At 70.4% G+C, this 23,947-nt stretch carries 20 protein-coding genes and 1 pseudogene; all 21 read left to right on the top strand.

All coding sequences use genetic code 11. The features are described from left to right. Positions 1-33 precede the first annotated feature (33 nt). Positions 34-5,265 (top strand): annotated as a pseudogene (locus tag ACTWP9_RS29935) (type I polyketide synthase); the annotation flags it as partial. A 47-nt stretch (positions 5,266-5,312) separates the two neighbouring features. Beyond that, complete coding sequence (locus ACTWP9_RS29930; protein WP_443249441.1) at positions 5,313-9,419, top strand: type I polyketide synthase; 4,107 nt, start codon at positions 5,313-5,315, stop codon at positions 9,417-9,419. Then, a complete protein-coding gene (locus ACTWP9_RS29925) occupies positions 9,416-10,567 on the top strand; it encodes a cytochrome P450 family protein (RefSeq protein WP_443249440.1) in 1,152 nt (383 codons plus the stop codon). Before ACTWP9_RS29930 ends, ACTWP9_RS29925 begins: the two co-directional genes overlap by 4 nt. Before the next feature lie 47 nt (positions 10,568-10,614). Beyond that, entirely contained in the window at positions 10,615-10,908 is a 294-nt protein-coding gene (locus ACTWP9_RS29920; protein WP_443249439.1) for an acyl carrier protein, read from the top strand. Further along, positions 10,898-12,013 (top strand): acyl-CoA dehydrogenase family protein, encoded by a 1,116-nt coding sequence (locus tag ACTWP9_RS29915; RefSeq protein WP_443249438.1) that lies wholly within the window; start codon positions 10,898-10,900, stop codon positions 12,011-12,013. Before ACTWP9_RS29920 ends, ACTWP9_RS29915 begins: the two co-directional genes overlap by 11 nt. A 16-nt stretch (positions 12,014-12,029) precedes the next feature. Beyond that, positions 12,030-13,097 carry an HAD-IIIC family phosphatase gene (locus ACTWP9_RS29910; RefSeq protein ID WP_443249437.1) on the top strand — a complete coding sequence of 356 codons (1,068 nt, stop codon included), beginning with the start codon at positions 12,030-12,032 and terminating at the stop codon, positions 13,095-13,097. Between the two features lie 170 nt (positions 13,098-13,267). Next, complete coding sequence (locus ACTWP9_RS29905; protein WP_443249436.1) at positions 13,268-13,519, top strand: acyl carrier protein; 252 nt, start codon at positions 13,268-13,270, stop codon at positions 13,517-13,519. A 29-nt stretch (positions 13,520-13,548) separates the two neighbouring features. After that, positions 13,549-14,781, top strand: coding sequence for a beta-ketoacyl-[acyl-carrier-protein] synthase family protein (locus ACTWP9_RS29900; RefSeq protein WP_443249435.1), 1,233 nt, complete (start codon positions 13,549-13,551; stop codon positions 14,779-14,781). Next, positions 14,778-15,953: a beta-ketoacyl synthase N-terminal-like domain-containing protein gene (locus tag ACTWP9_RS29895; RefSeq protein ID WP_443249434.1), complete on the top strand. Its 1,176-nt coding sequence runs from the start codon at positions 14,778-14,780 to the stop codon at positions 15,951-15,953. The genes ACTWP9_RS29900 and ACTWP9_RS29895 overlap by 4 nt, the downstream gene beginning before the upstream one ends. Further along, positions 15,953-16,942, top strand: coding sequence for a beta-ketoacyl synthase N-terminal-like domain-containing protein (locus tag ACTWP9_RS29890; RefSeq protein ID WP_443249433.1), 990 nt, complete (start codon positions 15,953-15,955; stop codon positions 16,940-16,942). Before ACTWP9_RS29895 ends, ACTWP9_RS29890 begins: the two co-directional genes overlap by 1 nt. Further along, positions 16,942-17,790, top strand: coding sequence for an alpha/beta fold hydrolase (locus tag ACTWP9_RS29885; RefSeq protein ID WP_443249432.1), 849 nt, complete (start codon positions 16,942-16,944; stop codon positions 17,788-17,790). The genes ACTWP9_RS29890 and ACTWP9_RS29885 overlap by 1 nt, the downstream gene beginning before the upstream one ends. A gap of 48 nt (positions 17,791-17,838) precedes the next feature. Next, positions 17,839-18,870: an acyl-CoA thioesterase gene (locus ACTWP9_RS29880; protein ID WP_443249431.1), complete on the top strand. Its 1,032-nt coding sequence runs from the start codon at positions 17,839-17,841 to the stop codon at positions 18,868-18,870. After that, on the top strand, positions 18,867-19,193 hold the full coding sequence (locus ACTWP9_RS29875; RefSeq protein WP_443249430.1) for a hypothetical protein: 327 nt from the start codon (positions 18,867-18,869) through the stop codon (positions 19,191-19,193). Before ACTWP9_RS29880 ends, ACTWP9_RS29875 begins: the two co-directional genes overlap by 4 nt. 28 nt (positions 19,194-19,221) lie before the next feature. Then, the gene (locus ACTWP9_RS29870) at positions 19,222-19,602 is read left to right on the top strand and encodes a hypothetical protein (protein WP_443249429.1); all 381 of its coding nucleotides are present in this window, start codon (positions 19,222-19,224) and stop codon (positions 19,600-19,602) included. Positions 19,603-19,605: 3 nt separating this feature from the next. Then, on the top strand, positions 19,606-20,001 hold the full coding sequence (locus ACTWP9_RS29865) for a hypothetical protein (protein WP_443249428.1): 396 nt from the start codon (positions 19,606-19,608) through the stop codon (positions 19,999-20,001). A gap of 38 nt (positions 20,002-20,039) precedes the next feature. Further along, complete coding sequence (locus ACTWP9_RS29860; protein ID WP_443249427.1) at positions 20,040-21,218, top strand: beta-ketoacyl synthase N-terminal-like domain-containing protein; 1,179 nt, start codon at positions 20,040-20,042, stop codon at positions 21,216-21,218. A gap of 66 nt (positions 21,219-21,284) precedes the next feature. Further along, the gene (locus tag ACTWP9_RS29855) at positions 21,285-21,545 is read left to right on the top strand and encodes an acyl carrier protein (protein ID WP_443249426.1); all 261 of its coding nucleotides are present in this window, start codon (positions 21,285-21,287) and stop codon (positions 21,543-21,545) included. Further along, on the top strand, positions 21,545-21,934 hold the full coding sequence (locus ACTWP9_RS29850; protein WP_443249425.1) for a 3-hydroxyacyl-ACP dehydratase FabZ family protein: 390 nt from the start codon (positions 21,545-21,547) through the stop codon (positions 21,932-21,934). The genes ACTWP9_RS29855 and ACTWP9_RS29850 overlap by 1 nt, the downstream gene beginning before the upstream one ends. Further along, positions 21,931-22,446, top strand: coding sequence for a 3-hydroxyacyl-ACP dehydratase FabZ family protein (locus tag ACTWP9_RS29845; protein ID WP_443249424.1), 516 nt, complete (start codon positions 21,931-21,933; stop codon positions 22,444-22,446). Before ACTWP9_RS29850 ends, ACTWP9_RS29845 begins: the two co-directional genes overlap by 4 nt. After that, positions 22,443-23,186 carry a 3-oxoacyl-ACP reductase FabG gene (gene fabG, locus ACTWP9_RS29840; protein ID WP_443249423.1) on the top strand — a complete coding sequence of 248 codons (744 nt, stop codon included), beginning with the start codon at positions 22,443-22,445 and terminating at the stop codon, positions 23,184-23,186. The genes ACTWP9_RS29845 and fabG overlap by 4 nt, the downstream gene beginning before the upstream one ends. A gap of 15 nt (positions 23,187-23,201) precedes the next feature. Beyond that, positions 23,202-23,903, top strand: coding sequence for a 2-hydroxychromene-2-carboxylate isomerase (locus ACTWP9_RS29835; RefSeq protein WP_443249422.1), 702 nt, complete (start codon positions 23,202-23,204; stop codon positions 23,901-23,903). The last annotated feature ends 44 nt before the right edge of the window (positions 23,904-23,947 follow it).

Raw genomic sequence — 23,947 nt, 5'->3', positions numbered from 1 at the left:
GCCGAGTTGCAGGAGCGGCTCGACGGCGAGTCCGATGAACGCCAGACCAGGATTCTGCTGGACCTGATACGCGACCGGATGAGCTCCGCGCTGGGTGGTGAACCAGGGCCGAGGATCGCCGACAACAAGCCCTTCCGGGATGCGGGGATCAAGCAGGCGGCCCGGGAGGCGCTGCGGCACCAGCTCGCGCAGGCGACCGGCGTCGAGCTGCCACCCACAGTGTTCTTCGACCACCCCACCCCGCTCGCGGTCGCCCGTCACCTCAGGGAACGCCTCTGGGGCCGGCACGTGGCAGACCCCTCCGCGCCCGCCCGGACGCCGGCCCGGGCTGACGAGCCGATCGCGATCGTGGGGATGGCGTGCCGGTACGGCGGCGGGGTGGCTTCTCCCGAGGACCTGTGGGAGCTGGTGGCGGCCGGCCGTGACGCGGTGACGGGCTTCCCGACGGACCGCGGGTGGGACCTGGAGAACCTGTACGACCCGGACCCCGCGCGGCTGGGCAGGACCTACACCCGGGCCGGCGCTTTCCTGGCCGACATCGCAGGATTCGACGCCGGGTTCTTCGGCGTGTCCGCACGCGAAGCCGCGGTCATGGACCCCCAGCAACGCCTGCTGCTGGAGACCGCGTGGGAGGCGCTGGAACGGAGCGGGACCGATCCGAGAAGCCTGGAGGGGACGGTCACCGGCACGTTCATCGGCACCAACTACCAGGACTACCGTTTCGCCTTCGACGAGATCCCGGAGGCGGGCGAGGGCTATGTGATCACTGGGAACGCCGCCAGCGTGATGTCCGGGCGGCTGGCGTACATCCTTGGACTGCACGGGCCCGCGGTCACGCTGGACACGGCGTGTTCGTCGTCGCTGGTGGCTCTGCATCAGGCGTGTCAGGCGTTGCGGGCCGGTGAGTGCGATCTCGCCCTCGCCGGCGGCGTGTCCGTGCTCTCGACCCCGGAAGCGTTCATCGAATTCTCCCGCAAGCGCGTGCTGGCCGTGGATGGCCGGTGCAAGGCGTTTGCGGAGTCGGCGGATGGTACGGGGTGGGGTGAGGGTGTTGGTGTGGTGTTGGTGGAGCGGCTTTCGGATGCTGTTCGTGAGGGGCGTTCGGTGCTGGCGGTGGTGCGTGGCAGCGCCGTGAGCCAGAACGGGGCTTCGAATGGTCTGACGGCGCCGAACGGTCCGGCGCAGGAGCGGGTGATCCGGGCGGCGTTGGGGTGTGCGGGGTTGTCGGCTTCGGATGTGGATGCGGTCGAGGCGCATGGGACGGGTACGCGGCTGGGGGATCCGATCGAGGCGGGGGCTTTGCTGGAGACCTATGGGCGGAATCGGCCGCGGGAGCGGCCGGTGTGGTTGGGGTCGGTGAAGTCGAACATCGCTCATACGCAGGCTGCTTCGGGTGTCGCTGGTGTGATCAAGATGGTGGAGGCTCTGCGGCATGGTGTGCTGCCCAGGACGCTGCATGCGGAGGAGCCGTCCTCTCATGTGGACTGGTCCTCGGGCGGGGTGCGGCTGCTGACCGAGTCCCGCTCGTGGCCCGCCGGGGATCGCCCCCGCCGCGCCGCCGTGTCGTCGTTCGGCGTCAGCGGCACCAATGCGCACGTCATTCTGGAGGAGGCCCCGGCCGGTACGGTGCCGGACCACACCGACGAAGACCGTGCGACACCCGCCGTCGTGCCATGGGTGCTGTCCGGCAGGACAGCGGCGGCCCTCCAGGAGCAGGCGGCGCGGCTGCTCGCCAGGGTCGGGCAGAACCCGGAACCGGACGTCGCGGAGCTGGGCGCCGCGCTCGTACGGAACAGGTCCGTCTTCGAGCACCGGGCGGTCGTCGTCGGCGAGGGCCGCGCGGACCTGCTGTCCGGGCTGAAGGCACTCGCCAGTGGGACGTCGGCGCCGCATGTGCTCCGTGGCACGGCCGACCACACCGCCGCCGGCCCCGTTTTCGTCTTCCCCGGACAGGGCTCGCATTGGGTGGGAATGGGCCGGGAGTTGCTCCGCTCGGAACCGGTGTTCGCCGAGTGGATGGAGAAGTGCGCGGCAGCCCTGCGGCCGTGGGTGGACTGGGACCTGGCCGGGGTACTGGACGACGCCGAGGCGCTGGAACGCGTGGACGTCGTCCAGCCGGTGCTGTGGTCGGTGATGGTGGCGCTGGCCCACACGTGGCGTGCCTACGGGGTCGAGCCGGGCGCGGTACTCGGGCATTCCCAGGGTGAAGTCGCCGCGGCATGTGTGGCCGGTGCGCTGTCGCTGGAGGACGGCGCGCGTGTGGTGGCGGCGCGCAGCCGGTCGCTGCTGAGGCTGGCCGGTACGGGCGGGATCGTGTCGGTGATGGCACCTGCCGACCGGGTGCGCGAGGTGATCGCCCCCTGGGGGAACCTCCTGGCGATCGCGGCGGTCAACGGGCCTTCCTCCGTCTCGGTTTCCGGAGAGGACGCGGCGCTGACCGAACTGGAGCATCAGCTGGCCAGGCTCCGCTTGGTGCGCTGGCGGGTGCCGGGTGTGGCGTTCATGGCGCACTCCGGCCACATCGAGGACCTGTCGAAAGAACTGGAAGAGGCGCTCGCGCCGGTGCGGCCGACCGTCGCACGGATCCCGTTCTTCTCCACGGTGGACACAGCGTGGCAGCACGGCCCGGAACTGAACGGTCACTACTGGTACCGCAACCTGCGGGAGACGGTCCGCTTCGGAACGGCGGTCACCGCGCTGGCCGAGCGGGGGCACAACGTCTTCATCGAGGTCGGTCCGCACCCCGTACTGACGAACGCGGTGGAGCAGAACGCCGAAGCGCTGGACAGTGAGGTGCTCGCCGCGGCCACGCTCGAACGCGACAACGGCGGTCCGTACCAGCTGTACCGCGCATTGGCCACGGTCTTCGTCGCCGGCGCATCGGTCGACTGGGCACCGGCGTTCGCGGGTGTCCCCAGCAGCCGGGTGGCGCTGCCGACCTACCCGTTCCAGCGGGAGCGGTTCTGGCCGGAGAAGGTTCGGCATGCTCCGGCCGCTGCGGCCCACGGCTCGCAGGCCGAACAGCGGTTCTGGGAGACGGTCGAGGGCGGTGATCCGGCCGAGCTGGCCTCGCTGCTGGACGTCGCGGGGCAGCGGGAGGCGGCTTCCCTGCGGGAGGCGCTACCGGCTCTGACCGCCTGGAGGCTTCGGGACCGCGCGGATGCCGCGCTGGACCGGCTGCGCTACCGCGTCACCTGGTCACCGGAGGAGTTCGCCGACCGCCGTATCTCGGGGAGCTGGCTTGTCGTCATCCCGGAGAGCCAGGCCGCGGACACCTGGATACGCGAGCTGCTCGACGGGCTGTCCGACAGCGGTGCAGTGGTGCTGCCGCTTGTCACGGCCGCCGCAGAGCGGCGGGACAAGCTGCTCGGCAGGCTTCGCTCCACGCTCGACGGTGCCGGTCTGCGGACCTCGGACATCTCCGGCGTCGTGTCGCTGCTGGCGCTGGACGAGGAGACCGATCCGGAGCACCCGGGGATACCGGCGGGCGTGACGGGGACGCTGGCGTGGGAGCAGGCCCTCGGCGACGCCGGGATGCAGGCGCCACTGTGGCTGCTCACCCGGGGGGCGGTATCCGTTGGCGGCCCGGACCCGCTGGCCCATCCGCTACAGGCGTTGACCTGGGGGCTGGGGCGGGTGGTCGGCCTGGAGCACCCGGAGCGGTGGGGCGGACTGGTCGACCTGCCGGCGACGTTGGACGCCGGGGCGTTCCGACGCCTGTCCGGAGTGCTCGGTGCGGCCACCGACGAAGACCACCTCGCGATCCGCGACACCAGGGTGCTCGTCCGCCGTCTGGTCCGGGCGCCCCGCGACACCTCGCAGCGCTCGCACCCCTGGCGTCCGCGGCCGGACGGCACGGTACTGATCACCGGAGGCACCGGAGTGCAGGCCGGACACGTGGCCCGCTGGCTCGCCCGCAACGGCGCCCCGCACCTGGTGCTGCTCGGGCGACGGGGTGACGCCGCCCCCGGCATGGCGGAACGGGTCGGCGAGCTGGAAGCGCTCGGTGCCCGGGTGACCGTGGCGGCCTGCGACGTACGCGACCGGGAGGCTCTGCGCCGGGTGCTGGCCGCTGTGCCGGCGGACCTGCCGCTGTCGGGGATCTTCCACGCGGCGGGGGTGGGCCGGCTTCAGGAGCTGGGGGAGACGAGCCCCGCGGACCTCGCCGACATCGTGGGGGCCAAGGCCATCGGAGCGCGGCATCTGTACGAGCTGACCCAAGACCTCGACCTGGACGCCTTCGTGTTGTTCTCCGCCGTCACCGCGACGTGGGGCGTCGGGCGCCACGGCAGTTACGGCGCAGCGAACACGTATCTGGAGGCGCTGGCACAGCACCGTCGGACGCACGGCCTGCCCGCGACGGCGATCGCCTGGGGCGGTTGGGCGGGCGACGGCATGGCGGTCCGTGACGCTGCGGCGGAGACCCTGCGCCGCCGCGGGCTGCCTGAGGATGCGTGGGCCGAGGCGGGGCTCACCCCGCAGGAGGCGGCGGACGAGACCCTGCACCGCTGGGGTGTCCATGTGATGCCACCAGAGCAGTTGCTCACGGCGTTGCAGTACAGCCTGGACGCCGACGAAACGCTGGTGACGGTCGCGGACATGGACTGGGAACAGTTCGTCACCGGCTTCGCCCTGACGCGCCGACGTCCGCTGCTGCGGGAACTCCCCGAGGCATGGGAGGCGGTCGAGGCACTGCACGCCGCGGCCGGGGGACAGGACGCCCCCGGCAGGCAGCAGTCGGCATCGCCCGCGGACCAACTGGCCGCAGCCTCACGGCAGGAACAGGACCGGCTGCTCCTCGATGTGGTCCGCACCCAGGTGGCCACAGTGCTCGGGCACGCTACGCCCGAGGCCGTGGACCCGGGACGCACGTTCCTGGACGCCGGACTGGACTCGGTGACGGCGGTGCAGTTGCGCAACCGGCTCGGATCCGCGCTCGGGCTGCGGCTGCCGGCCACGGTCGTGTTCGACCACCCCACCGCCATCGAGCTCGTCGCCTTCCTGCGTACCCGACTGGTCCCCGAGGAGGCCGTGGCGGGGACGGACCAGACCTCGCAGAAGATCGACGAACTCGAACAGTCGCTGGCCGCTGACTCCCACGGGCCGGAGGAACGCCACGCCATCGCAGCGCGGCTCACCAGCCTGGCGCGGAAGGTGGAAGGCGCGCGGCAGTCCGAGGCGGGTGACCGGACAGCGAGCGACCTCGAAGCGGCCGGCGTCAATGAGCTGCTCGACCTCCTCGACGGCGAACTGGGCACGCCCTGAACCGGGACCGGTGCCGGACATCCATGCGGACAGACGGGTGAACTGACGTGGCGGAAGATGCGAGGACCCTTGACTCGCTCAGGCGGGCCACCGCTGCCCTGCGCGATGCCAAACAGCGAGTGCACGAGTTGGAGGAGCGCGCGCGTGAGCCGATCGCGATCGTGGGGATGGCGTGCCGGTACGGCGGCGGGGTGGCTTCTCCGGAGGACCTGTGGGAGCTGGTGGCGGCCGGCCGTGACGCGGTGACGGGCTTCCCGGCGGACCGCGGGTGGGACCTGGAGAACCTGTACGACCCGGACCCCGATCAGGCGGGCACCTCCTATGTGCGTGACGGGGCCTTCCTGGACGATCCCGCCGGGTTCGACCCTGCGTTCTTCGGGATCTCCCCCCGCGAGGCGCTGATGACGGATCCACGGCAGCGGCTGCTCCTGGAGACGGCGTGGGAGGCATTCGAGAAGGCCGGCATCGCGCCGACGTCGGCCCATGGCACGTCGACGGGCGTGTTCGTCGGCGCGTCCGGCGACGACTACCTGAGCCTGCTGGACCGCAGCCCGGAGGCCGATGAGGGCTACTTGCTGGCCGTCAACGGCCAGAGCGTGATGTCCGGGCGGCTGGCGTACACCCTCGGGCTGCACGGGCCCGCGGTCACGCTGGACACGGCGTGTTCGTCGTCGCTGGTGGCCCTGCATCAGGCGTGTCAGGCGCTGCGGGCCCGCGAGTGCGACCTCGCCCTCGCCGGCGGCGCGGCGGTGATCGTCTCCCCGCGGGTCTTCGTCGAGGGCGCACGGCAGCGCAGCCTGTCCGTGGATGGCCGTTGTAAGGCGTTTGCGGAGTCGGCGGATGGTACGGGGTGGGGTGAGGGTGTTGGTGTGGTGTTGGTGGAGCGGCTTTCGGATGCTGTTCGTGAGGGTCGTTCGGTGCTGGCGGTGGTGCGTGGCAGCGCCGTGAGCCAGGACGGCGCTTCGAATGGTCTGACGGCGCCGAACGGTCCGGCGCAGGAGCGGGTGATCCGGGCGGCTTTGGGGTGTGGGGGGTTGTCGGCTTCGGATGTGGATGCGGTCGAGGCGCATGGGACGGGTACGCGGCTGGGGGATCCGATCGAGGCGGGGGCTTTGCTGGAGACCTATGGGCGGGATCGGCCGCGGGAGCGGCCGGTGTGGTTGGGGTCGGTGAAGTCGAACATCGCTCATACGCAGGCTGCCTCAGGTGTGGCTGGTGTGATCAAGATGGTGGAGGCTTTGCGGCATGGTGTGCTGCCCAGGACGCTGCATGCGGAGGAGCCGTCGTCCCATGTGGACTGGTCCTCGGGCGGGGTGCGGCTGCTGACCGAGTCCCGCTCCTGGCCCGTAGGCGAACGGCCCCGCCGCGCCGCCGTGTCGTCGATCGGCGGGGCCGGAACGAATGCGCACGTCATCCTGGAGGAGGCCCCGGCCGGTACGGTGCCGGACCGCACCGGCGAAGACCGTGCGGCACCCGCCGTCGTGCCATGGGTGCTGTCCGGCAAGGGCCACGCCGCGCTGCGGGCACAGGCCGGTAACCTGCGCGCCCGGGTGGAGTCGGACCCGGACCTCGGCATCGCGGATCTGGGCTGGTCACTGGTCCGGTCCCGGTCCGCGCTGTCGCACCGCGCGGTGGTTGTGGGGCGGGATCGCAAGCGGTTGTGCGAGGGGCTGACCGCCGTCGACCGGGCCGAGCCCTCGGCGGACGTCATCAGCGGTGTGGCGCGGCATCACCTGGGCGGGCCGGTCTTCGTCTACCCGGGGCAGGGTGGGCAGTGGGCGGGCATGGGGAGGGAACTGCTCGATTCCTCGCCGTTGTTCGCGACGGCGTTGGAGGAGTGCTCGGACGCGTTCGAACCACTGACGGGCTGGTCGGTCGTCGACGTACTGCGGCAGGCACCGGAAGCACCGTCGCTCGACCGCGGCGAAGTGGTCCAGCCGGTGCTGTTCTCGGTGATGGTGGCGCTCACGCGCCTGTGGCAGTCCTACGGGGTGCGGCCGGCCGCCGTGGTCGGGCACTCCCAGGGGGAGATCGCCGCGGCGCACATCGCCGGAGCCCTCACGCTGGAGGACGCCGCCAGGCTCATCGCCCGCCGCATCGAGGCGCTGATGCCACTGCACGGCAAGGGCGCCATGGCGGCCGTCGCGATGCCACCCGAGCAACTCCACCGGCGGCTGGACGCGTTCGGCGACCGGCTGTCCGTCGCAGCGGAGAACGGTCCGGCCTCACTCACCGTCTCCGGCGACCCGGAGGCCGTCGAGGAGCTGCTGCACGAGCTCGGCAGCGAGGGCGTGCCGACGCGCCTCATCCGCGCCGCCACCGGCGCCGGCCATTCGGTCCAGGTGGAGGCGCTGCGGAAGGACCTGCTGGCCGCGTTCGACGGGATCTCACCGAAGCCGGGGCACATCCCGTTCTTCTCCGTCGTGACCGGCGATCTCCTGAAGACCACCGAGCTGAATGCCGACTACTGGTACCGCAACGCCCGGCAGACCGTCCGTTTCGAGGCGGCCGTGCGTAACCTGATCTCCCGCGGCCACGAGGCGTTCGTCGAAATGAGCCCGCACCCCCTGCTCGTGGAGATGATCGAGGCGACCGCGGAAACCGCCGACGCCGACATCGTGGTGGGCGACACGCTGCACCGCGGGGAGGGCGGCCTCGACCGGTTCCTGCTCGCCGTCGCCGAGATGTACGTCCACGGCGTGGAGGTGCACTGGGAAGCCGCCTTCGCCGACAGCAGCCCCCGACGGGTCGATCTGCCGACATATCCCTTCCAGCGCAAGCGGTACTGGCCGACGTACGTTCCGCTCGGGGCAGGCGGCTCAGGTGCCGTGGACGGCGGGTTCTGGGACCACGTCGAGCACGCAGACCTGCCCGCGCTCGCTGCCGGGATGGGCGTCGGAACGGACGACGTCGCCGTACTCGAACCGGCTCTTCCACTCCTGTCGGCCTGGCACGCCAAGCACCGGAATCCCGGGCCGGCGGCGCGGCGTCGGGAGCGGGAAGATCCGCCCGTCGATGCCCCCGAGCTGGCCGGCGAGCTGTCCGGGCTCCCTGCCCAGGACCAGAAGCAGCTGCTTGTCGACCTGGTCCGGGGCCATATCGCCATCGTCCTCGGCTACGACTCGGCGGAGGACGTGGAGCCCACGCAGCGGTTCACCGAACTGGGCCTCGACTCACTGACCTCGGTCCAACTGCGGAAACGCCTGTCCGCCGTCACCGGCCTCAAGCTGCCCACCAGCCTGGCGTTCACATACCCGTCGCCCGCCCTGCTCGCGGACCACCTCCGGTCCGCGCTGCTCGAACCCGGCGAGAACGGCGCCGGCGAGCGCCCGACCGACACCCTGGTGGAGCTCTACCGCCGAGCCTGCGAGAACGGCACAGCCATGAAGGCGATACCGATGCTGGAGCAGGCCGCGGAACTGCGCCCGCGTTTCCGGAGCGCTGAGGTACAGCGGGTCCGGCCCGCCCCCCTGCACCTGGCGCGGGGTCCCGAGCGGCCCGCGCTGATCTGCTTCCCCCCGTTCGTCACCCCAGCCGGGGCACATCAGTTCGCGCAGCTCGCCGCGCCGTTCCGGGGCAGGCGGGAGATGTGGGTGCTGCCGCATCCGGGCTTCGGGAGTGGTGAAGACCTGCCCGAGACCAGGGAGGCTCTGGTCCGGTCACATGTGGTCACGGCGCTGGAGTGCGCGGGTGACCTGCCGTTCGTCCTGCTCGGCTACTCCTCCGGCGGATGGGTGGCCCAGGAGGTGGCGGCTCACCTGGCGGACATCGGCCGCGCTCCGTCCGGGCTGGTGCTGGTGGACACTTTCCGGCCGGACCTTCGCAACGCCCACCGCCTCTTCGATGAACTGATGGCGCGCAACGCACCCTTGTTGCAGACGCTGGACATCGACAGCGCCGAACTCACCGCCATGGGGCGGTATCTGAGGCTCTTCGAGCAGTGGGAACCAGGGCCGGTCACGGTACCGGCCGTGCTGCTGCGCGGCGAGGTCCAGGTTCCCCTCGACGCCACCGGTGGGGAGAGCCCGGAAGGGCCGGACGGGGTGGCCGAGACCCGCACCGTTCCCGGTGATCACGCGACGATGATGCGCGACCACGCGGTCACGACCGCCGCCGCGCTCACATCCTGGCTGACCCGAGGAGGAGCGTCATGACAGACGTCCCGATCCGCCGGACGGTCATGTCGTCCGGCTTCCGGCCGTGGCTGATCACCGGCCACGCGGAGGTCCGTTCGGTGATGGCCGACCCGCGGTTCGCCAAGGACTCGCAACGGGTCGCCGAGCTGCTGGACCGGCACTCGCTGTCCGGCAGCGACAGCGTGTTCGGGCAGTCGCTGCTGCACCACATGCTCAACACGGATCCGCCGGAACACGGCAGACTGCGCACCCTCGTCAACAAGGCGTTCACCCCGCGGGCCGTGGAGCGGTTGCGACCGCGGATTAGTGAGATCTGCGACGAGCTGCTGGACGCGCTGGAGGGGAAGACCCACGTCGACCTGCTGGCGGCCTACGCCGTTCCGCTGCCGGTCAAGGTGATCTGTGAGCTGCTGGGCATTCCCCAGGCCGACCGGGAGATGTTCCGGGCGTGGTCCAACACGCTTGTATCGGCCCTGCCTCCGGAGGTCGTCAACGAAGCCTCGGCGGCGATGGAGCAGTACCTCCACGGTCTGGTTGCGGCCAAGGCGAAGGAGCCGCGCGAGGACATGCTGTCCGCGCTGGTCCACGCCCAGGTCTCCGGCCACCGGCTCAGTGAGGACGAACTGGTGTCGATGGCCTGTCTGCTGCTGGCGGCCGGCCACGAGACGACGGTGAACCTGATCGGCAACGGCCTTCTCGCCCTGCTGACCCACCCGGACCAGTTCGCCGCGCTGCGCGCGGACCGGACACGGCTGCCCGGGGCGATCGAGGAGTTCCTCCGCTACGACAGCCCGGTCAACCAGGCGACACTGCGGTTCACCACGGAGCCCGTGCGGATCGGCGGAGTGGAGATCCCGGAGGGCGAGTTCGTGATCCTCAGCATCGACTCCGCCAACCATGACACGCGCGTGTACGACGACGCGGATGTGCTGGACATCAGCCGCGAGGCCGGCAGCCATCTCGCCTTCGGCCACGGCATCCACTACTGCCTCGGTGCGCCGCTGGCCCGGCTGGAGGCGCAACTCGCGTTCACCAAGCTGCTGGACAGATACGACCGCATCGACCTCGCGGTGCCGGAGCAGCAACTGGAGTGGCGGTTCAGCGTGGTGATGCGTGGGCTCGAACGGCTTCCCGTACGGCTCGGCCTCGTCCGGTCGGCTCCGTAAGTGTCCGGAACCGGCCAGGACTTTCCCAACCCAGGAGGTATGACGTCATGACGACAGAGCGGTCGGCCACCACCGGTCCGGGGCCCCGCGCAGAGATCGAGCGCGACCTGAGGTCACTCCTCGAAGAGCAGCTGCGGACCCCGGTCGAGCCCGACCTGGACCTGGTCGAGGCGGGACTGATCACGTCGATGTTCGCCATGCAGCTGGTCGTGCGGCTGGAGCAGGCATTCGATGTCTCCATTGTCGGTCCGGATCTGAAGATGAACAACTTCCGCTCTGTCGCCTCCATGGCCGAGCTCGTCCACCGCATCCGGCACGGGACATCCGGCGATGGGTCCTGACCCGCTCGCCGGCGCAGGCGCTCTGGTCGCGGAACTCGTCGGTGAGCAAGCCGACTCCTGGGACGCGGCCGGCCTGCTGCCCGACCAGGTGCTGCGTGAACTCGGCGACAGGGGGCTGCTGTGCCCCCAGGTGCCCGAAGAACACGGGGGCCTCGGCGCCGGCATTCTCAGCAACGGGGAGTTCACCGCCCACGTGGGCAGCCTGTGCGGATCGCTGCGCAGCGTGATGACCTCGCAGGGCATGGCGGCGTGGACGGTCCAGCGCTTCGGTGACGCGGGTCAGCGCGACACCTATCTTCCGCAACTGGCCCGGACCAGTCGGGCTGCCGTCGGTTTCAGCGAACCGGAGGCCGGAAGCGATCTGTCTGCCATGGGCACCGAGATCCGCAAGGAAGGCGGCAGTGTCGTCGTGAGCGGGCGGAAGGTCTGGATGACCGCTGCTCAGTACGCTGATCTGCTGGTGGTCTTCGGCCGTTTCGAGGGCGGCGCCGCTGCCGTCGTGGTGCCCGCCACAGCTCCCGGGGTGCAAGTGGAGCGGATCGCTGCCCCGTTCGGCTGCCGCGCTGCCGGGCACGCGGACGTCCGCTTCGACTCCGTACGGCTGCCGGCGGACCATGTGCTCGGTGGGGTCGGGATGCCGCCGGCCCTGCTGGTCGCGACCGCCCTCGCGTACGGACGGATGTCGGTGGGCTGGGGCTGCGTCGGAATTCTGCGTGCCTGCCGAGCCGCGGCGTGCCGACACGCGGCGAATCGGCGCCAGTTCGGCAAGCCCCTGGCGGAGCACCAGCTCGTCGCCCGCCATCTCGCCGAGCTGCTGGTGGCCGAGCAGGTGGCGACCAGGGCCTGCGAGCATGCCGGCCGCTGCTGGGACGACGGAACACCGGACTCCGCAGTCGCCACAGTTCTCGCCAAGCACGTAAGCGCGAGGCAGGCCGTCGCGGGGGCGGCCTCGGCGATGCAGGTGCTGGCCTCGGCCGGTGCCCGCGACGGAAACGTGGTGGCGCGCGCCTACCGCGACGCGAAATTGATGGAAGTCATCGAGGGCAGCAGCGAGATCTGCCAGCTCATCCTGGCCGAGCACGCGCTGACGACCACGGTGCGATGACCGTCTGGGGGTTCCGATGAACAGCCGACAGCCCGTCGTGAAGTGCCTGGTCTGGGACTTGGACAACACGCTCTGGCGGGGCACCCTGCTGGAGGACGGGGACGCGCATCTGGACGAGGACATCGCCGCCGTCGTCAAGGAGCTCGACTCCCGGGGCATCCTCCAATCGGTGGCCAGCAAGAACGAGCACGAGCCGGTCCGGGCACACCTGACGTCGCTGGGCATCGCCGAGTACTTCGTCGTCCCCCAGATCGGCTGGGGAACGAAGTCGGCGGCCGTTCGCCGTATCGCGGAAACGCTGAACTTCTCCCTGGACACGATCGCCTTCATCGACGATCAGCCGGCCGAGCGCGCGGAGGTCTCCTTCCACCTTCCGGACGTCCGCTGCTACCCGGCCGAGCGAGCACTCACCCTGATGGAACTCCCGGAGTTCAGCCCGCAGACGGTCACGGTCGACTCCAGAAGGCGCCGGAAGATGTACCAGGCCAACATCGAGCGGGAGGCCGAGCGCGAAGCGTTCTCCGGGCCGGATGAGCAGTTCCTCCGTACGCTCGACCTCCGGCTTCGCCTGCGCAGGGCGGATGTCGCCGAACTGTCCCGTGTCGAGGAACTGACCCTGCGTACCAGCCAGATGAACGCGACGGGCGTCCATTACTCCGATGCGGTCCTGCGCGACCTTTGCGCCGACCCCGCTCATGAGGTCCTCGTGGCCACGCTCACCGACCGGTTCGGCCCGCACGGTGCCATCGGCGTGCTGCTGCTGGACACCGACAGCCGCCGCTGGCACGTCAAACTTTTGGCAACTTCGTGCCGGGTGGTCTCCTTCGGCGTCGGCACGGCGATCCTCAACTGGCTCACGACCGAGGCGTTCCGGGCCGGTGTGCACCTGGTCGCCGACTTCCGTCCCACCAGCCGCAACCGGATGATGGACATCGCCTACCGTTTCGCCGGTTTCACCGACGACTCCTGCGAGTGCACCGCGTCCTTGCCCGCGGTGGCGGACATTCAGCGCCTGCACCTCATTCCGGAGCCGCGGAGCCTGCCCTCCACGATGCGCTTCGAGGCGCCGGACCTCGGACACTAATCCATGCTTTTTACTGAAGGGCGCCACTCTCATCGGCCGACAAAGACCGATGCCACTCGGGACAGCAGAACCGGGATGGCAGCTTACGGCCATATTCCTTCACGCACGCGACCGCCGCCCATAGTATTTGATTCGGTGGATCCGGAGGCGCAGAAGACCCGGGAGGCAGCATGAGTTCGCTCACCCAGGAAGACCGCCAGAAAATCAAGGAGATAGTGTGCGACATTCTTGAGATAGACCCGGACGAGCTCTCCGGAACCAGCCGCTTCAAGGAGGATCACGACGCCGACTCACTCCGGGCGATCGAGATACTTGCCGGGCTGGAGAAGGAGTTCGACGTCACGATCGAGCAGTCGGAGCTCGCCGGTATGGTCAACCTCGAAGGCGTGTACAACGTCGTTTCGAAAGCGTCCGAAAAATAGCACCTGCTCATTCTCGGAGGCGGCGCACCATGCTCGATAAATCAGCTGTCCGCGTGGTGGTCACCGGAGTGGGGGTCGTTTCGAGCATCGGTATCGAAGCTGCTGAATTTTTGGACGGGCTTCGTTCCGGACGCAGCTCCGTGGGCCACATCGGCGCTTTCGACACCTCGGGTTTCGACCATGCGATGGGATGCGAAGTCGTCGGATTCTCCCCCGAGCACTGGATACGGACGCCGCCGGAGAGCCTGGGCCGGGCCGGCCAGTTCTCCGCGGCTGCCGCCCGCATGGCGGTCGCACATGCCGCACTGGACCCGGCCGCACTGCGCGAGCGCCCCTGCCTCGTTGCCGTCGGCACCACCGACGGTGAGGCCCGCGACCTCGACCAGCTGGTCGAGACCGAGCTGGAGCACGGTCCTGGGGCCCTGGAACCGGCCGTGGCCGCCCGGGTGCCGGCAGGCCGGCTGTCCGCCGCGGTCGTCCACGAACTGGGCCTGAACTCGGTCGAGGCGGTCACGCTTCCCACGGCCTGCGCTGCGGGCAACTACGCCGTCGGCTACGGCTTCGACGCCATCAGGGCCGGCGATGTCGACCTCGCTCTGTGCGGTGGTGCGGATGCGCTGTGCCGCAAGACGTTCACCGGGTTCTACCGGATCGGGACCATCGCCCCGGAACGCTGCCAGCCGTTCGACAAGAACCGCAGCGGGATCCTCACCGGCGAGGGGGCGGGGGTCCTCGTCCTGGAGAGCCTCGAATCCGCCCTCGCCCGCGGAGCCCATATCTACGCGGAGGTCCTGGGTTTCGGACTCAACTGCGACGCCGACCACCCCGTCGCTCCCAACGAGGACAGCGTGGCCCACTGCATGCAGCTCGCACTCTACAACGCGGGCGTGAAGCCGGCGGACGTCGACTTCATCTCGGCGCACGGCACCGGGACCAGAGCCAACGACGTGACGGAGGCGGCGGCCATCCGCCGGGTCTTCGGCACCGAAACCGCACCACCCACGATCTCCGTCAAGTCGATGCTCGGCCACAGCATGGGTGCCGCCAGCGCCCTGGCCTCCATCGGGTGCGTACTCGCCATCACCGAGGGCTTCATCCCGCCCACCGTCAACCACGTCGAGACCGACCCGGAGTGCGGCCTCGACTGCGTACCCAACCACGCCGTCGAGGCTCGGCCACGAGTGGTCCAGAACAACGGTCTGGCCTTCGGCGGCAACAACGCGGTCCTCATCTACGGCCGTTACGATCAGGAGCTCGCGTGACTCGGCCGAGCGCACCGGACACGCCGTCGGCCGGGTGGCTGCTGACCGGCAGCGGCGCGGTGACCAGCGTCGGCCGCGGCGTGACCGAGGTCTTCGACGCCCTGTGCGCCGGCCGCGACGGACTGGCCCCCCTGCGCGGGTTCCGACCGGACCGCTACCGCGCGGAGAGCGCCTACGAGATCGACGACCGGCCCGCGCCCGGCCAGGACGTCCCCCTGCGTGCCACCCGCTGGCTCGTACAGGCCATCGAGGAGTCCTTGGAGGACGCCGAGCTCGGCGACGACCTCACCGATGTCCCGGTCATCGTGGGCACGGGCCTGCGGGAGCTGCGCTCGGCCGAACTCTCCTGGCGCGACGGCACGCCGTTCGATGTGACGCGGCTGCACTTCGGAACGGCGTTGCGGGAGCGCTTCGGTGCCACCCGGACGTACACGGTCTCCAATGCCTGCTCGGCTTCGCTGTACGCCTTGGCGATGGGCGGCGACATGCTGGGTGCCGGAGTCGCCGACACTGTCGTCGTCGCGGGTGTGGACACGATCACCGAGAGCATGTTCGGCCTCCTCGACCGTGTGCAGCTGACTCCGCCCGAGCGGGTTCGGCCCTTCGACCGGACGCGCCGGGGCACGCTCATGGGCGACGGGGCCACAGCCGTCGTCCTGTGCAGGGAAGGGTCGGCGACCGCCGCGCGGCCCTGCGGCCGGCTGCGCGCCGTGAGCCTCAACTGCGACGCCGGGCACGCGACCGCGCCCGACCTGCGAAGCATCATCGCCGCTGTCCGCCGGGCCCATACGACAGCGCGGGTGCAACCGGAGGACATCGACCTGGCGCTGCTGCACGGCACGGGCACCCCCCTCAACGACGAGGTCGAGATCGCGGCCATGGCCGAGGTGTTCGGGGCTGCCGTCGGGCATCCGCTCATGACCGCTCTGAAGGGCGCCACCGGGCATACGTCCGGAGGTTCGGGACTGCTCAGCCTGATCATCGCCGCCCGGGCGCTGGCCACCGGGCGGGTGCCGCCCGTGCTCGGCCTGGACGACCCGGCACCCGGCTCCGAACACTTCCGCTTCGTCACACACACCACCGGAGTACAACCCGGCCTCCACCTCGCTCAGGTCAACGCCTTCGGCTTCGGCGGGGTCAACGCCGTCGCCCTCCTGGAAGGAACCACCTGATGCCGCGTCCGGGAAACATCACCGTGACCGGGGTGGGGCTCGCCGTACCGGGCGTCACGACCCCTCAGGAGCTGCTGCACCCGCCGCCGCCCTCGGCCGGTCCCGTGGACCCCACCGCCCGCATCGGGCGCCGGGGACTGCGCTACCTGGACCGGGCTTCGCAACTCGCGCTCTGTGCGGCCCATGACGCGCTGCGCGACGCGGCGCTGCCCTCCTCCGACGACGTCGGTGCTTCCGACGATGTCGGTGCTTCGGTCGCGGTCGTGGCCAGCTCGAACCTCGGCAACCTGGACACCGTCTGCACGGTGACCGCGGACATCGCCGAGGAGAGCACGGACCGCATCAGCCCGATGCTGCTGCCCATCGCCTCCAGCAATGTCGTCGCCTCCTCGGTGGCCACACGGTTCGCGCTGCGCGGCCCCAGTCTGATGCTCTGCAACGGCCCGACCTCCGGCCTGGACGCCGTGCACTGGGGCATGTCCCTGCTGTTTGCCGGCCGCTGCTCCCACAGCCTCGTTGTCGGCGTGGAGCCCTCCAACACGGTGGTCGAACGCCTCATCGGCAGCCCCGGGAGCCTCTTCGACGGGGCCGTGGCGCTGCTCCTGGAGGGCGAGGAGACCGCGCGGTCTCGCGGCGCCGAGCCAGTGGCCCGGCTCGGGCCCTACACCCGGGAAGGCAGCCTGGCGGCGTGTGTGAGCCACTTGACCGCCCAGGACGGGGAGGCGTTCCGGGCTGCCGGGCTCTGGCTCACCGACCCCGCACCCGGCACCCGCAGCGGCAACGGGACGGACGCGGCCCCCGCACTGCCCCGCCACGATCTCGCCGCGGCCCATGGTGAGGCGTCCGGGGCGCTCGGTGTCCTGCAGTGCGCCGCAGCTGTCGGCTGGTTCCAGTCGCACGACGCGCGCGGCGCGTTGCTCACCAACGGCGACGACCACGCGGACGCGGTCGCGGCCATGCTGATCAGCCCGGTGAGAGGAGACGGGTGATGACCTCCGACACCACCGAGTCGGCACCCCGCACCACCGACAGCACAGAGGCTGCTGCGGAGCCTGTTCTCGTACGGTTCGCCCGCCCGGCCACAGCACCCGACCCGGTACGCGTGCTGCTGGTCCACGGCCTCTGCAGCAGTTCCGCCGTATGGAGCCCGTTCGTGGCGCGCGCCGACCCGCGCTGCGAAATCTGGGAGGCCGACATGCCCTGGCGCGGTACGGGCGTGCGGGACTGGACGCTCCGGTCGGTCGAGGAGTGGGTCGATCTCGCGGTCTCCCGGGTCCCCGGCGGAGTCGACGTCCTCATGGCCCACTCGTTCGGCACGAGCACCGTGCTCAGCTGGCTCGACCAGCAGATCACCGGGCCGCAGGACGCTCTGGTCGTCAACGGCCGGAAGCTGCGCGGCATCGTGCTCGTCTCCCCGCTCTACCGCGCTGCGCCTGACGACTTCGACTGGGAGTCGATCGCCTACTACCTGAACAACTTCGACCGCATCCTGGCCACCGGGATGCGGGCCCACGGCAGGACACCGGGCATCAGCGAGCACCAAATGGCCGTGGCCATCAAGGTCCGCGACTTCATCGGACCGTACAGCTGGATCCGGTTCTTCGACACCTATCTGCGCATGCCGCAGATCCGCACCCGGCAGCTGCCGATGCCGTTCCTGATCGTCGGCGGAGAGCAGGACTTCGTGGCCTTCCCCACAGATGCGAGAGCGCTGGGCGCATCCCTGCCGGACGCCTCCGTGCACATCCTGCCCCGCAACGAGCACTTCCCCATGGTGGCTTCGGCGGAATCGTTCGCCGGCCTCACCAACACCTTCCTGCGCTCGCTGCCCGCCTGACGACCGACCGCCACAGCCCTCCTCCCACCTGGACCCGGAGTGAAGCCCATGACCACGGAAGCCCTGCCGGTAGCGGCCAAGCATCTGCTGACCGAGAGCACCAGGGTGCAGCTGCGCCCACGTTACGAGGGCTCCAACATCTGCACCTGGATCGGGTTCAAGCACGTCAACTACCTGGTCGAGGAAGCGGTCCTGGAGCACTTCCGCTGTGCCGGACTCCCCGCTCGCGGCCTCTACGAGGAGCACGGCCTCGGTCTCGACCTCGTCGACCTGGACACCCGTATCCTGCACGCCCTCCACATGGACGACTCCGTGGACGCCGAGGTCGTGCCCGCGACGCGGGAGGGCGATTCGACCCTCCGATTCCGCGTCACGCTGACCCTGGAGCGCGACGGCCGGCGCGTCAAGGCGGCCACTTCCACGGTGCGGGTCTCCCTTCGGACAGCAGAAGGTCACGGGGCGGACGCACAGCCGCCCTCCCCCCTCATGCCCTACACCGTCCCGGTCCTGGGCCGGCAGGATTCCGCACCCGGCCCCAGCCGTCACGCTGCCCAGTCCGCCGGGACCGCGCCCGTCACCGGTCAGGACCCGTATGCGGGCGACGGGCTGCTGGAGCGGCTCACCGCGGGGGAGAACGCCTTCGGCTGGAAGTGGCGCATCCCCTATCCGTACTGCCACTTCAGCGAGCGGCTCCAGATGTCCGGGTATCTGCGCCTGATGGAGGAGGTCGTCGACCTCTTCCTCGCGGACCGGGGCATCTCCATCCGACAACTCCTCGAAGACCGGCAGTGGATTCCCGTCGTGCCGCACTCGCGGATCCAGATCCTCGACGAAGTGCTGATGGAAGAGGACCTCTACACGGTCTACACCGTTGAGGAGGTCTTCAAGAATCTGACCTACACCGCCCGCATGGAGTGCTACGCCGTCCGCGAAGGACACCTGGTGCGAACCGCGGCGGGCCGGATCACGCACGGCTACGCCGTCATCGACAGCCCCCGGGACTGGAGCCTCGTGGAGTTCGACGACCGTGTCGTGCATGCCCTCAGCGGCCCCGTACGGGCGGACGGGCTCCGCTCATGAACGAGTTCCTGCTGATCGAGAGCAGCGGACCGCAGTTCGGGTCCGGTGCCGAACGGTTCGTGGGCGATGCGTGCCGCCTGCTGCGCGAAGGGGCCGACGTCACCCTGCTGCTCATCGAGGACGGAGTGGTCGGCTCGGTTCCCGCGCTGACGCCTGGAGTCGAGGACTGTCTCCGGCTCGGAGGCGAGCTGTGGGCGGACGCCTTCAGCCTGCACCAGCGCGGCGTGGCCCCCGAGGACGTGGTCAGCGGCGCGCGGGTCGTCGAGATGGAGGACGTGGCGGAACGACTGCTGCGAGCGGGCGTGCAGGCGGTGTGGCACTGAGATGGTATGGCGGGTTCCACGGACAGACGTGCTGATCAAACTGCTCGGCGCACCGCACCAGACCGAGCTGGTCACCAGCGCACTGCGGCTCACCCAGGCACTCCTCGACCGGGGCGCCAAGGTCCAGGTCTGGACCTGCGGCGATGCCACCACGCTGACCAGCACTGCGCTCGGCGACAGCAAGCCGCTCGACCTCACGGACCCGGAGGCCGACCACCCCTCGACCGCCCTGCTCGTCCGCGAACTGCTGGCCGCCCATCCGGACGCCCTGTACTGGTACGCCTGCCGCTTCTGCTGCGCGGACCGCGGAGCCGGGGAACAGATATCCGAGGTGCGTGAGCGGCCCCCGGCCCGGTTCTGGGCGCATGTGGAGGCTTCGGAGAAGGTCCTGGCCATGGGGGTGTGCTGAACGGTGGACAGCACGGGCAACACCCTCCTCGTCGTCGAGCGGGCCCACCGGGGCGCGGTGGAGTCACAGTTCGCGAACCCGCTCTACTTCGCACGGGAACTGCACCGGCAGAGCGGCGGCGTCGACATCCTGCTCCGCGGTCTCGCCGCGAGCCTCGCCGTATGCACCGGATTCCGGCCCGCCCTGCGGATCGCGGCCCGGACGCTCGACACCCTGCCCAGCCCACAGCGCTCGCTGCACAGGCTGATCGAGGACGGCGCCGCAGTGTGGGTCGAGGAACCGGACATCGCCGCACTCGGCCCCGGCGCCCGCGAGCGGCTCCTGCCCGGTGTGCGCACCGTCGCCCGGCACGCCGTCACGGCCCGCTGGCCGGCGTATCGACGGATCTGGTTCTTCTGAATGCCCGGTACAGCGAAGCGAAGGAGGAGCGCAGCGGTATGACCCCCGCAACCATTCCCGGCAGCCCCGTGATCTCCGCCTGGTCGGCCGTATCCCCTTGGGGCCTGCACCGCGACGCGTTCACTGCCGGACTGACCTCCGGCCGTCGCGCCGTGGTCCCCTTGGACCCCGAAGAGTGGGACGTGCCCTTCCACGGGGCCGGTCTTGTCCCGGACTTCGACGTGCGGGCCGTGCTCGGCCGCAAGGGGACGCGCTCGATGGACAGGATCACCGGCATGGCCGTCTCCGCGGTCGGGCAGCTCCTGACCGATGACGCGGAAGAGCGCCTGGGCGGAGTGGGGGAGCGCACCGGCCTCGCTCTGGGCACCAGCATGGGAAGTGCGCAGAGCATGATGGACTTCACCAGGGACTCGCTCACCAGCTCCCGCCCCTATCTGGTGGACCCGGCACGGTTCCCCAACACGGTGATGAACTGTGCAGCCGGCCGGTCGGCCATCTGGCACCGGCTCAGAGGCCCCAACGCGACCGTCGCCGGAGGCAGGGCCACCGGCCTGCTCTCCCTGCGTTACGCACTGCGGCTGTGCAAGGCCGGCCGGGCCCCGGCCATGCTGTGCGGCGCGGTCGAGGAGTTCTCCCGCGCCCGTGCCTGGCTGGAATGGCACGCCCGCCGGGACACCGCACGCCGGGACACCGCACGCCGGGGCACCGCCGACACCGGGGCTGCGGTCGGCGCACCCGAAGACCGGGTGCTCGGTGAGGGCGCGGCGATGTGGCTGCTCGAGCATCCCGAGGACGCCGCAGCCCACGGCCGGCGAACCCTTGCCACCCCTCTTGGCCTGGAGTTCGGCTTCGCCCGCGACGAGTGGGAGATCCGGCCGGCCCTCGTCTCATGTGTCCGACGGCTTCTCGAGGGCACCGGGGTGGACGCGGACGCGGTCACAGCGGTGGCCGGGTCACAGCCTCGCGGTGGGGAGGGGGACGCGGAACGCGCCGCCCTCGCGGAGGTCTTCGGGGACCACCGTCCCCAGGACATCGGCTGCGCCGAGGCCATCGGTGACACCTGCGCCGCCTCCGCGGCCTTTCAGATCACCTCCGTGCTGGCGCTGGCCGGGGCGAGGACGGTGGAGGGTCCCGTTCTGGTCACCTCCGCCGAGCCGGACGGGGTCGTCGGTGCGGCGCTGCTTCGCCTGCCAGGAGACGGCCAGGGCGCACATTGATCCGCCGGGCTGCCCGGTTCCCCATTCCCACCAGGCCAATTCCCACCAGGCGAAAGGCGTTCCACAATGCGCGAGAAGCAGACGAAGGTCCCGGACCGCGAAGAAGTGCGGCGCATCGTGGCCGACGTACTCGACATCGATCCGTCGGATGTGACGGACGACGCCCGGTTCACCGCGGACCTGGGCGGTGACTCCTTGCTGGCCCTGGAAGTCATCGTGATGCTCGAGAAGCAGTACGGGGTGAAGTTCGAGGAGTCCGAGCTCCGGATGCTCCGCACACTCTCCGAGACACACGATCTGCTGACCGCGAAGCTGGCAGGTGCCTGATGCCCCGGCTGCCGGGACACCCCGTCGCGGGCACCGTGGAGGTCGGCACCGCCTCCGGCGGCACGCGGCACGTTCATCTGACGGTCTCCCCCGAGGAGCCGGTGTTCGCGGGCCACTACCCGGGCTTCCCTGTCTTTCCCGGCGTGTGTCTCCTCGACTTCGTGTATCGCGGTGGGTTGGCCGTCGTCCCGGAACCGGAGCGCACGTGGCGGCTCGACGCCGTCGAGAAGGCGCGGTTCTTCAAGCCTGTCCTGCCAGGAGACCGGCTCACCGCCGATCTCAGCTGGCAACGGTGCCAGGAGGGATGGCGGTGCGCCGCCGAGGTCTCGACCGCCAGTGGAACCGTCGCCCGGATCAGGATCCGCCTGCGCGAGGGGAGGAGCACGTGAGGAGCCCTCAGATCGGACCGGTCGGGATCAAGCAACTGCTGCCGCACCGCCATCCGGTCCTGCTCATCGACCGCATCCTGGACATGGCACCGGGGGAGTGGCTGACCGCACTGAAGGCGGTCACCTGCGACGAGCCCTGGTACGGCGGGCTCCCCGACGATGCCGACGACGCCGCCTACAGCTACCCCGCGGCGCTGCTCCTCGAGTCGTGGTGCCAGTCGGCGGCCGCCCTCATGGCCGTCGGGGAGTCGCATCGGGAAACCCCGGCCGCCGGTGTCCTGCTGTTCGCCGGGATGTCGCGGGTGCGCTTCACCGGCACCGTCCGGCCCGGCGATGCCGTGGTCCACCAGGCGCGGGTGACCCGAGCGTTCGAGGACACCGTCGCCTTCGAAGGGGAGAGCAGGGTGAACGGGGCCACGGTCCTGGAGGTGGGCCAGGTACTGATCGCCCGCCGTCCGGCAGCGGATCCGGCGGGGGCGGTCGCCTCGGCCGGGGAGAGGAGCCGAGCATGACCGCATCGTCCCCGCGTCCGGTCGCCCTGGTGACAGGCGGCACGCGCGGCATCGGCCGGGCCGTTGTCCGTCGGCTTGCGGCCGACGGCCATGACGTGGCGTTCTGTTACGCCTCGGACCAGGAAGGCGCGAACACGCTCACCAAGGAAGTCGCCGAGTCGGGAGGGCGCGCCCTCGCCTGCCGCGCCGATGTCTCGCGGGCGGACGAAGCAGGTTCCTTCGTGATGCGTGCGCAGGCGGAGCTCGGCCCGGTCGACCTCGTGGTCACCTCCGCCGGAATCGTCCGCGACGGTCCGCTGCTGACGATGAGCGACGAGGACTGGCGGACGGTCCTGGCGACCAACCTCGACGGCACCTATCACATCTGCCGTTCGGCGGTCTTCGAGATGATGAAGCGCAGGCGGGGCTGCGTCGTGAACATCTCTTCCGTCGCCGGAGTGCACGGGAACGCCACGCAGACCAACTACTGCGCCTCCAAGGCCGGGATCATCGGCTTCACGAAGGCGCTCGCCAAGGAAGTCGGGCCGTACGGCATACGCGCCAACGTGATCGCCCCCGGCTTCATCGAGACCGACATGGTCGCCACCCTGCCCGTCCGTGCCCGGGAGGACGCGGTGGGGAGCATCCCGCTGGGCCGCTTCGGTGCGCCGGAGGAGGTGGCCGACATGGTCGCCTACGTGTCCACCGCCGCGTATGTGACCGGCAGCGTGCTCCACATCGACGGCGGCATCGTGCTCTGAGAGAAGGTGTGTTCCATGGCCTCCTCACAGCAGGCCGCCCCGCGCTTCTACTTCTCCCTGCGCAGCCCTTACTCCTGGCTGGCGTACCGGCGTCTGACGGAACAGCATCCCGAAGTTGCGGCGTCCGTGGAGTGGCGGCCCTTCTTCGAGCCCGATGCGCACAGCGCCGCCCTGCTCCGCGAGGCCGGAGGCCGCTTCCCGTACACCGACATGTCCCGGGCCAAGCACCTCTACATCCTTCAGGACGTCCGGCGCTGCGCCCGGAACGCCGGGCTCACCCCGGTGTGGCCGGTGGACCGCGAACCGGTGTGGGAGGTGCCGCACCTCGCATACCTCGCCGCGCTGGACGAGGGCCGCGGGCCGGAGTTCATCCGGCGGTTCTACGAGCTGCGCTGGGAGGAGGGCCGCGATATTTGTGACCGTGCCGTCGTCGCTGAGGCGGCTGCCGGGCTCGGCCTGCCCGCCGGTCGGCTGGCGGCGGCGGCCGACGATTCCGGTCTGCGCGCACGCGGGGTCGAAGCGCTGCTCGCGGTCGACCGGGACGGGGTGTTCGGCGTCCCCTTCTTCGTTCACGGACGCGACAAATACTGGGGCCTGGACCGACTGGACGCCTTTGCGACGGCCGTGCTCGGCGCCCGGCCGCATGATCCGGCCCCGCAACCGGAGGTGGCCCTCGGCGCCGACGGCGACCAGGGCCACGCCGGTGGCTGCGGCTGACCGCCGCCTTCCGCCCTACCGCCGCCTTCCGCCCTACCGCCGCC

It is taken from the genome of Streptomyces sp. 3N207 (assembly GCF_052246355.1).
GTDB lineage: Bacteria > Actinomycetota > Actinomycetes > Streptomycetales > Streptomycetaceae > Streptomyces.
Note: the sequence above shows the minus strand (reverse complement) of the source record. Positions and strands in the feature narration are given on the sequence as shown.

Coding starts and splice junctions, on each gene's coding strand:
- ACTWP9_RS29925 (WP_443249440.1), top strand. CDS start 9,416: ATGACAGACGTCCCGATCCGCCGGACGGTCATGTCGTCCGGCTTCCGG.
- ACTWP9_RS29920 (WP_443249439.1), top strand. CDS start 10,615: ATGACGACAGAGCGGTCGGCCACCACCGGTCCGGGGCCCCGCGCAGAG.
- ACTWP9_RS29915 (WP_443249438.1), top strand. CDS start 10,898: ATGGGTCCTGACCCGCTCGCCGGCGCAGGCGCTCTGGTCGCGGAACTC.
- ACTWP9_RS29910 (WP_443249437.1), top strand. CDS start 12,030: ATGAACAGCCGACAGCCCGTCGTGAAGTGCCTGGTCTGGGACTTGGAC.
- ACTWP9_RS29905 (WP_443249436.1), top strand. CDS start 13,268: ATGAGTTCGCTCACCCAGGAAGACCGCCAGAAAATCAAGGAGATAGTG.
- ACTWP9_RS29900 (WP_443249435.1), top strand. CDS start 13,549: ATGCTCGATAAATCAGCTGTCCGCGTGGTGGTCACCGGAGTGGGGGTC.
- ACTWP9_RS29890 (WP_443249433.1), top strand. CDS start 15,953: ATGCCGCGTCCGGGAAACATCACCGTGACCGGGGTGGGGCTCGCCGTA.
- ACTWP9_RS29885 (WP_443249432.1), top strand. CDS start 16,942: ATGACCTCCGACACCACCGAGTCGGCACCCCGCACCACCGACAGCACA.
- ACTWP9_RS29880 (WP_443249431.1), top strand. CDS start 17,839: ATGACCACGGAAGCCCTGCCGGTAGCGGCCAAGCATCTGCTGACCGAG.
- ACTWP9_RS29875 (WP_443249430.1), top strand. CDS start 18,867: ATGAACGAGTTCCTGCTGATCGAGAGCAGCGGACCGCAGTTCGGGTCC.
- ACTWP9_RS29860 (WP_443249427.1), top strand. CDS start 20,040: ATGACCCCCGCAACCATTCCCGGCAGCCCCGTGATCTCCGCCTGGTCG.
- ACTWP9_RS29855 (WP_443249426.1), top strand. CDS start 21,285: ATGCGCGAGAAGCAGACGAAGGTCCCGGACCGCGAAGAAGTGCGGCGC.
- ACTWP9_RS29850 (WP_443249425.1), top strand. CDS start 21,545: ATGCCCCGGCTGCCGGGACACCCCGTCGCGGGCACCGTGGAGGTCGGC.
- fabG (WP_443249423.1), top strand. CDS start 22,443: ATGACCGCATCGTCCCCGCGTCCGGTCGCCCTGGTGACAGGCGGCACG.
- ACTWP9_RS29835 (WP_443249422.1), top strand. CDS start 23,202: ATGGCCTCCTCACAGCAGGCCGCCCCGCGCTTCTACTTCTCCCTGCGC.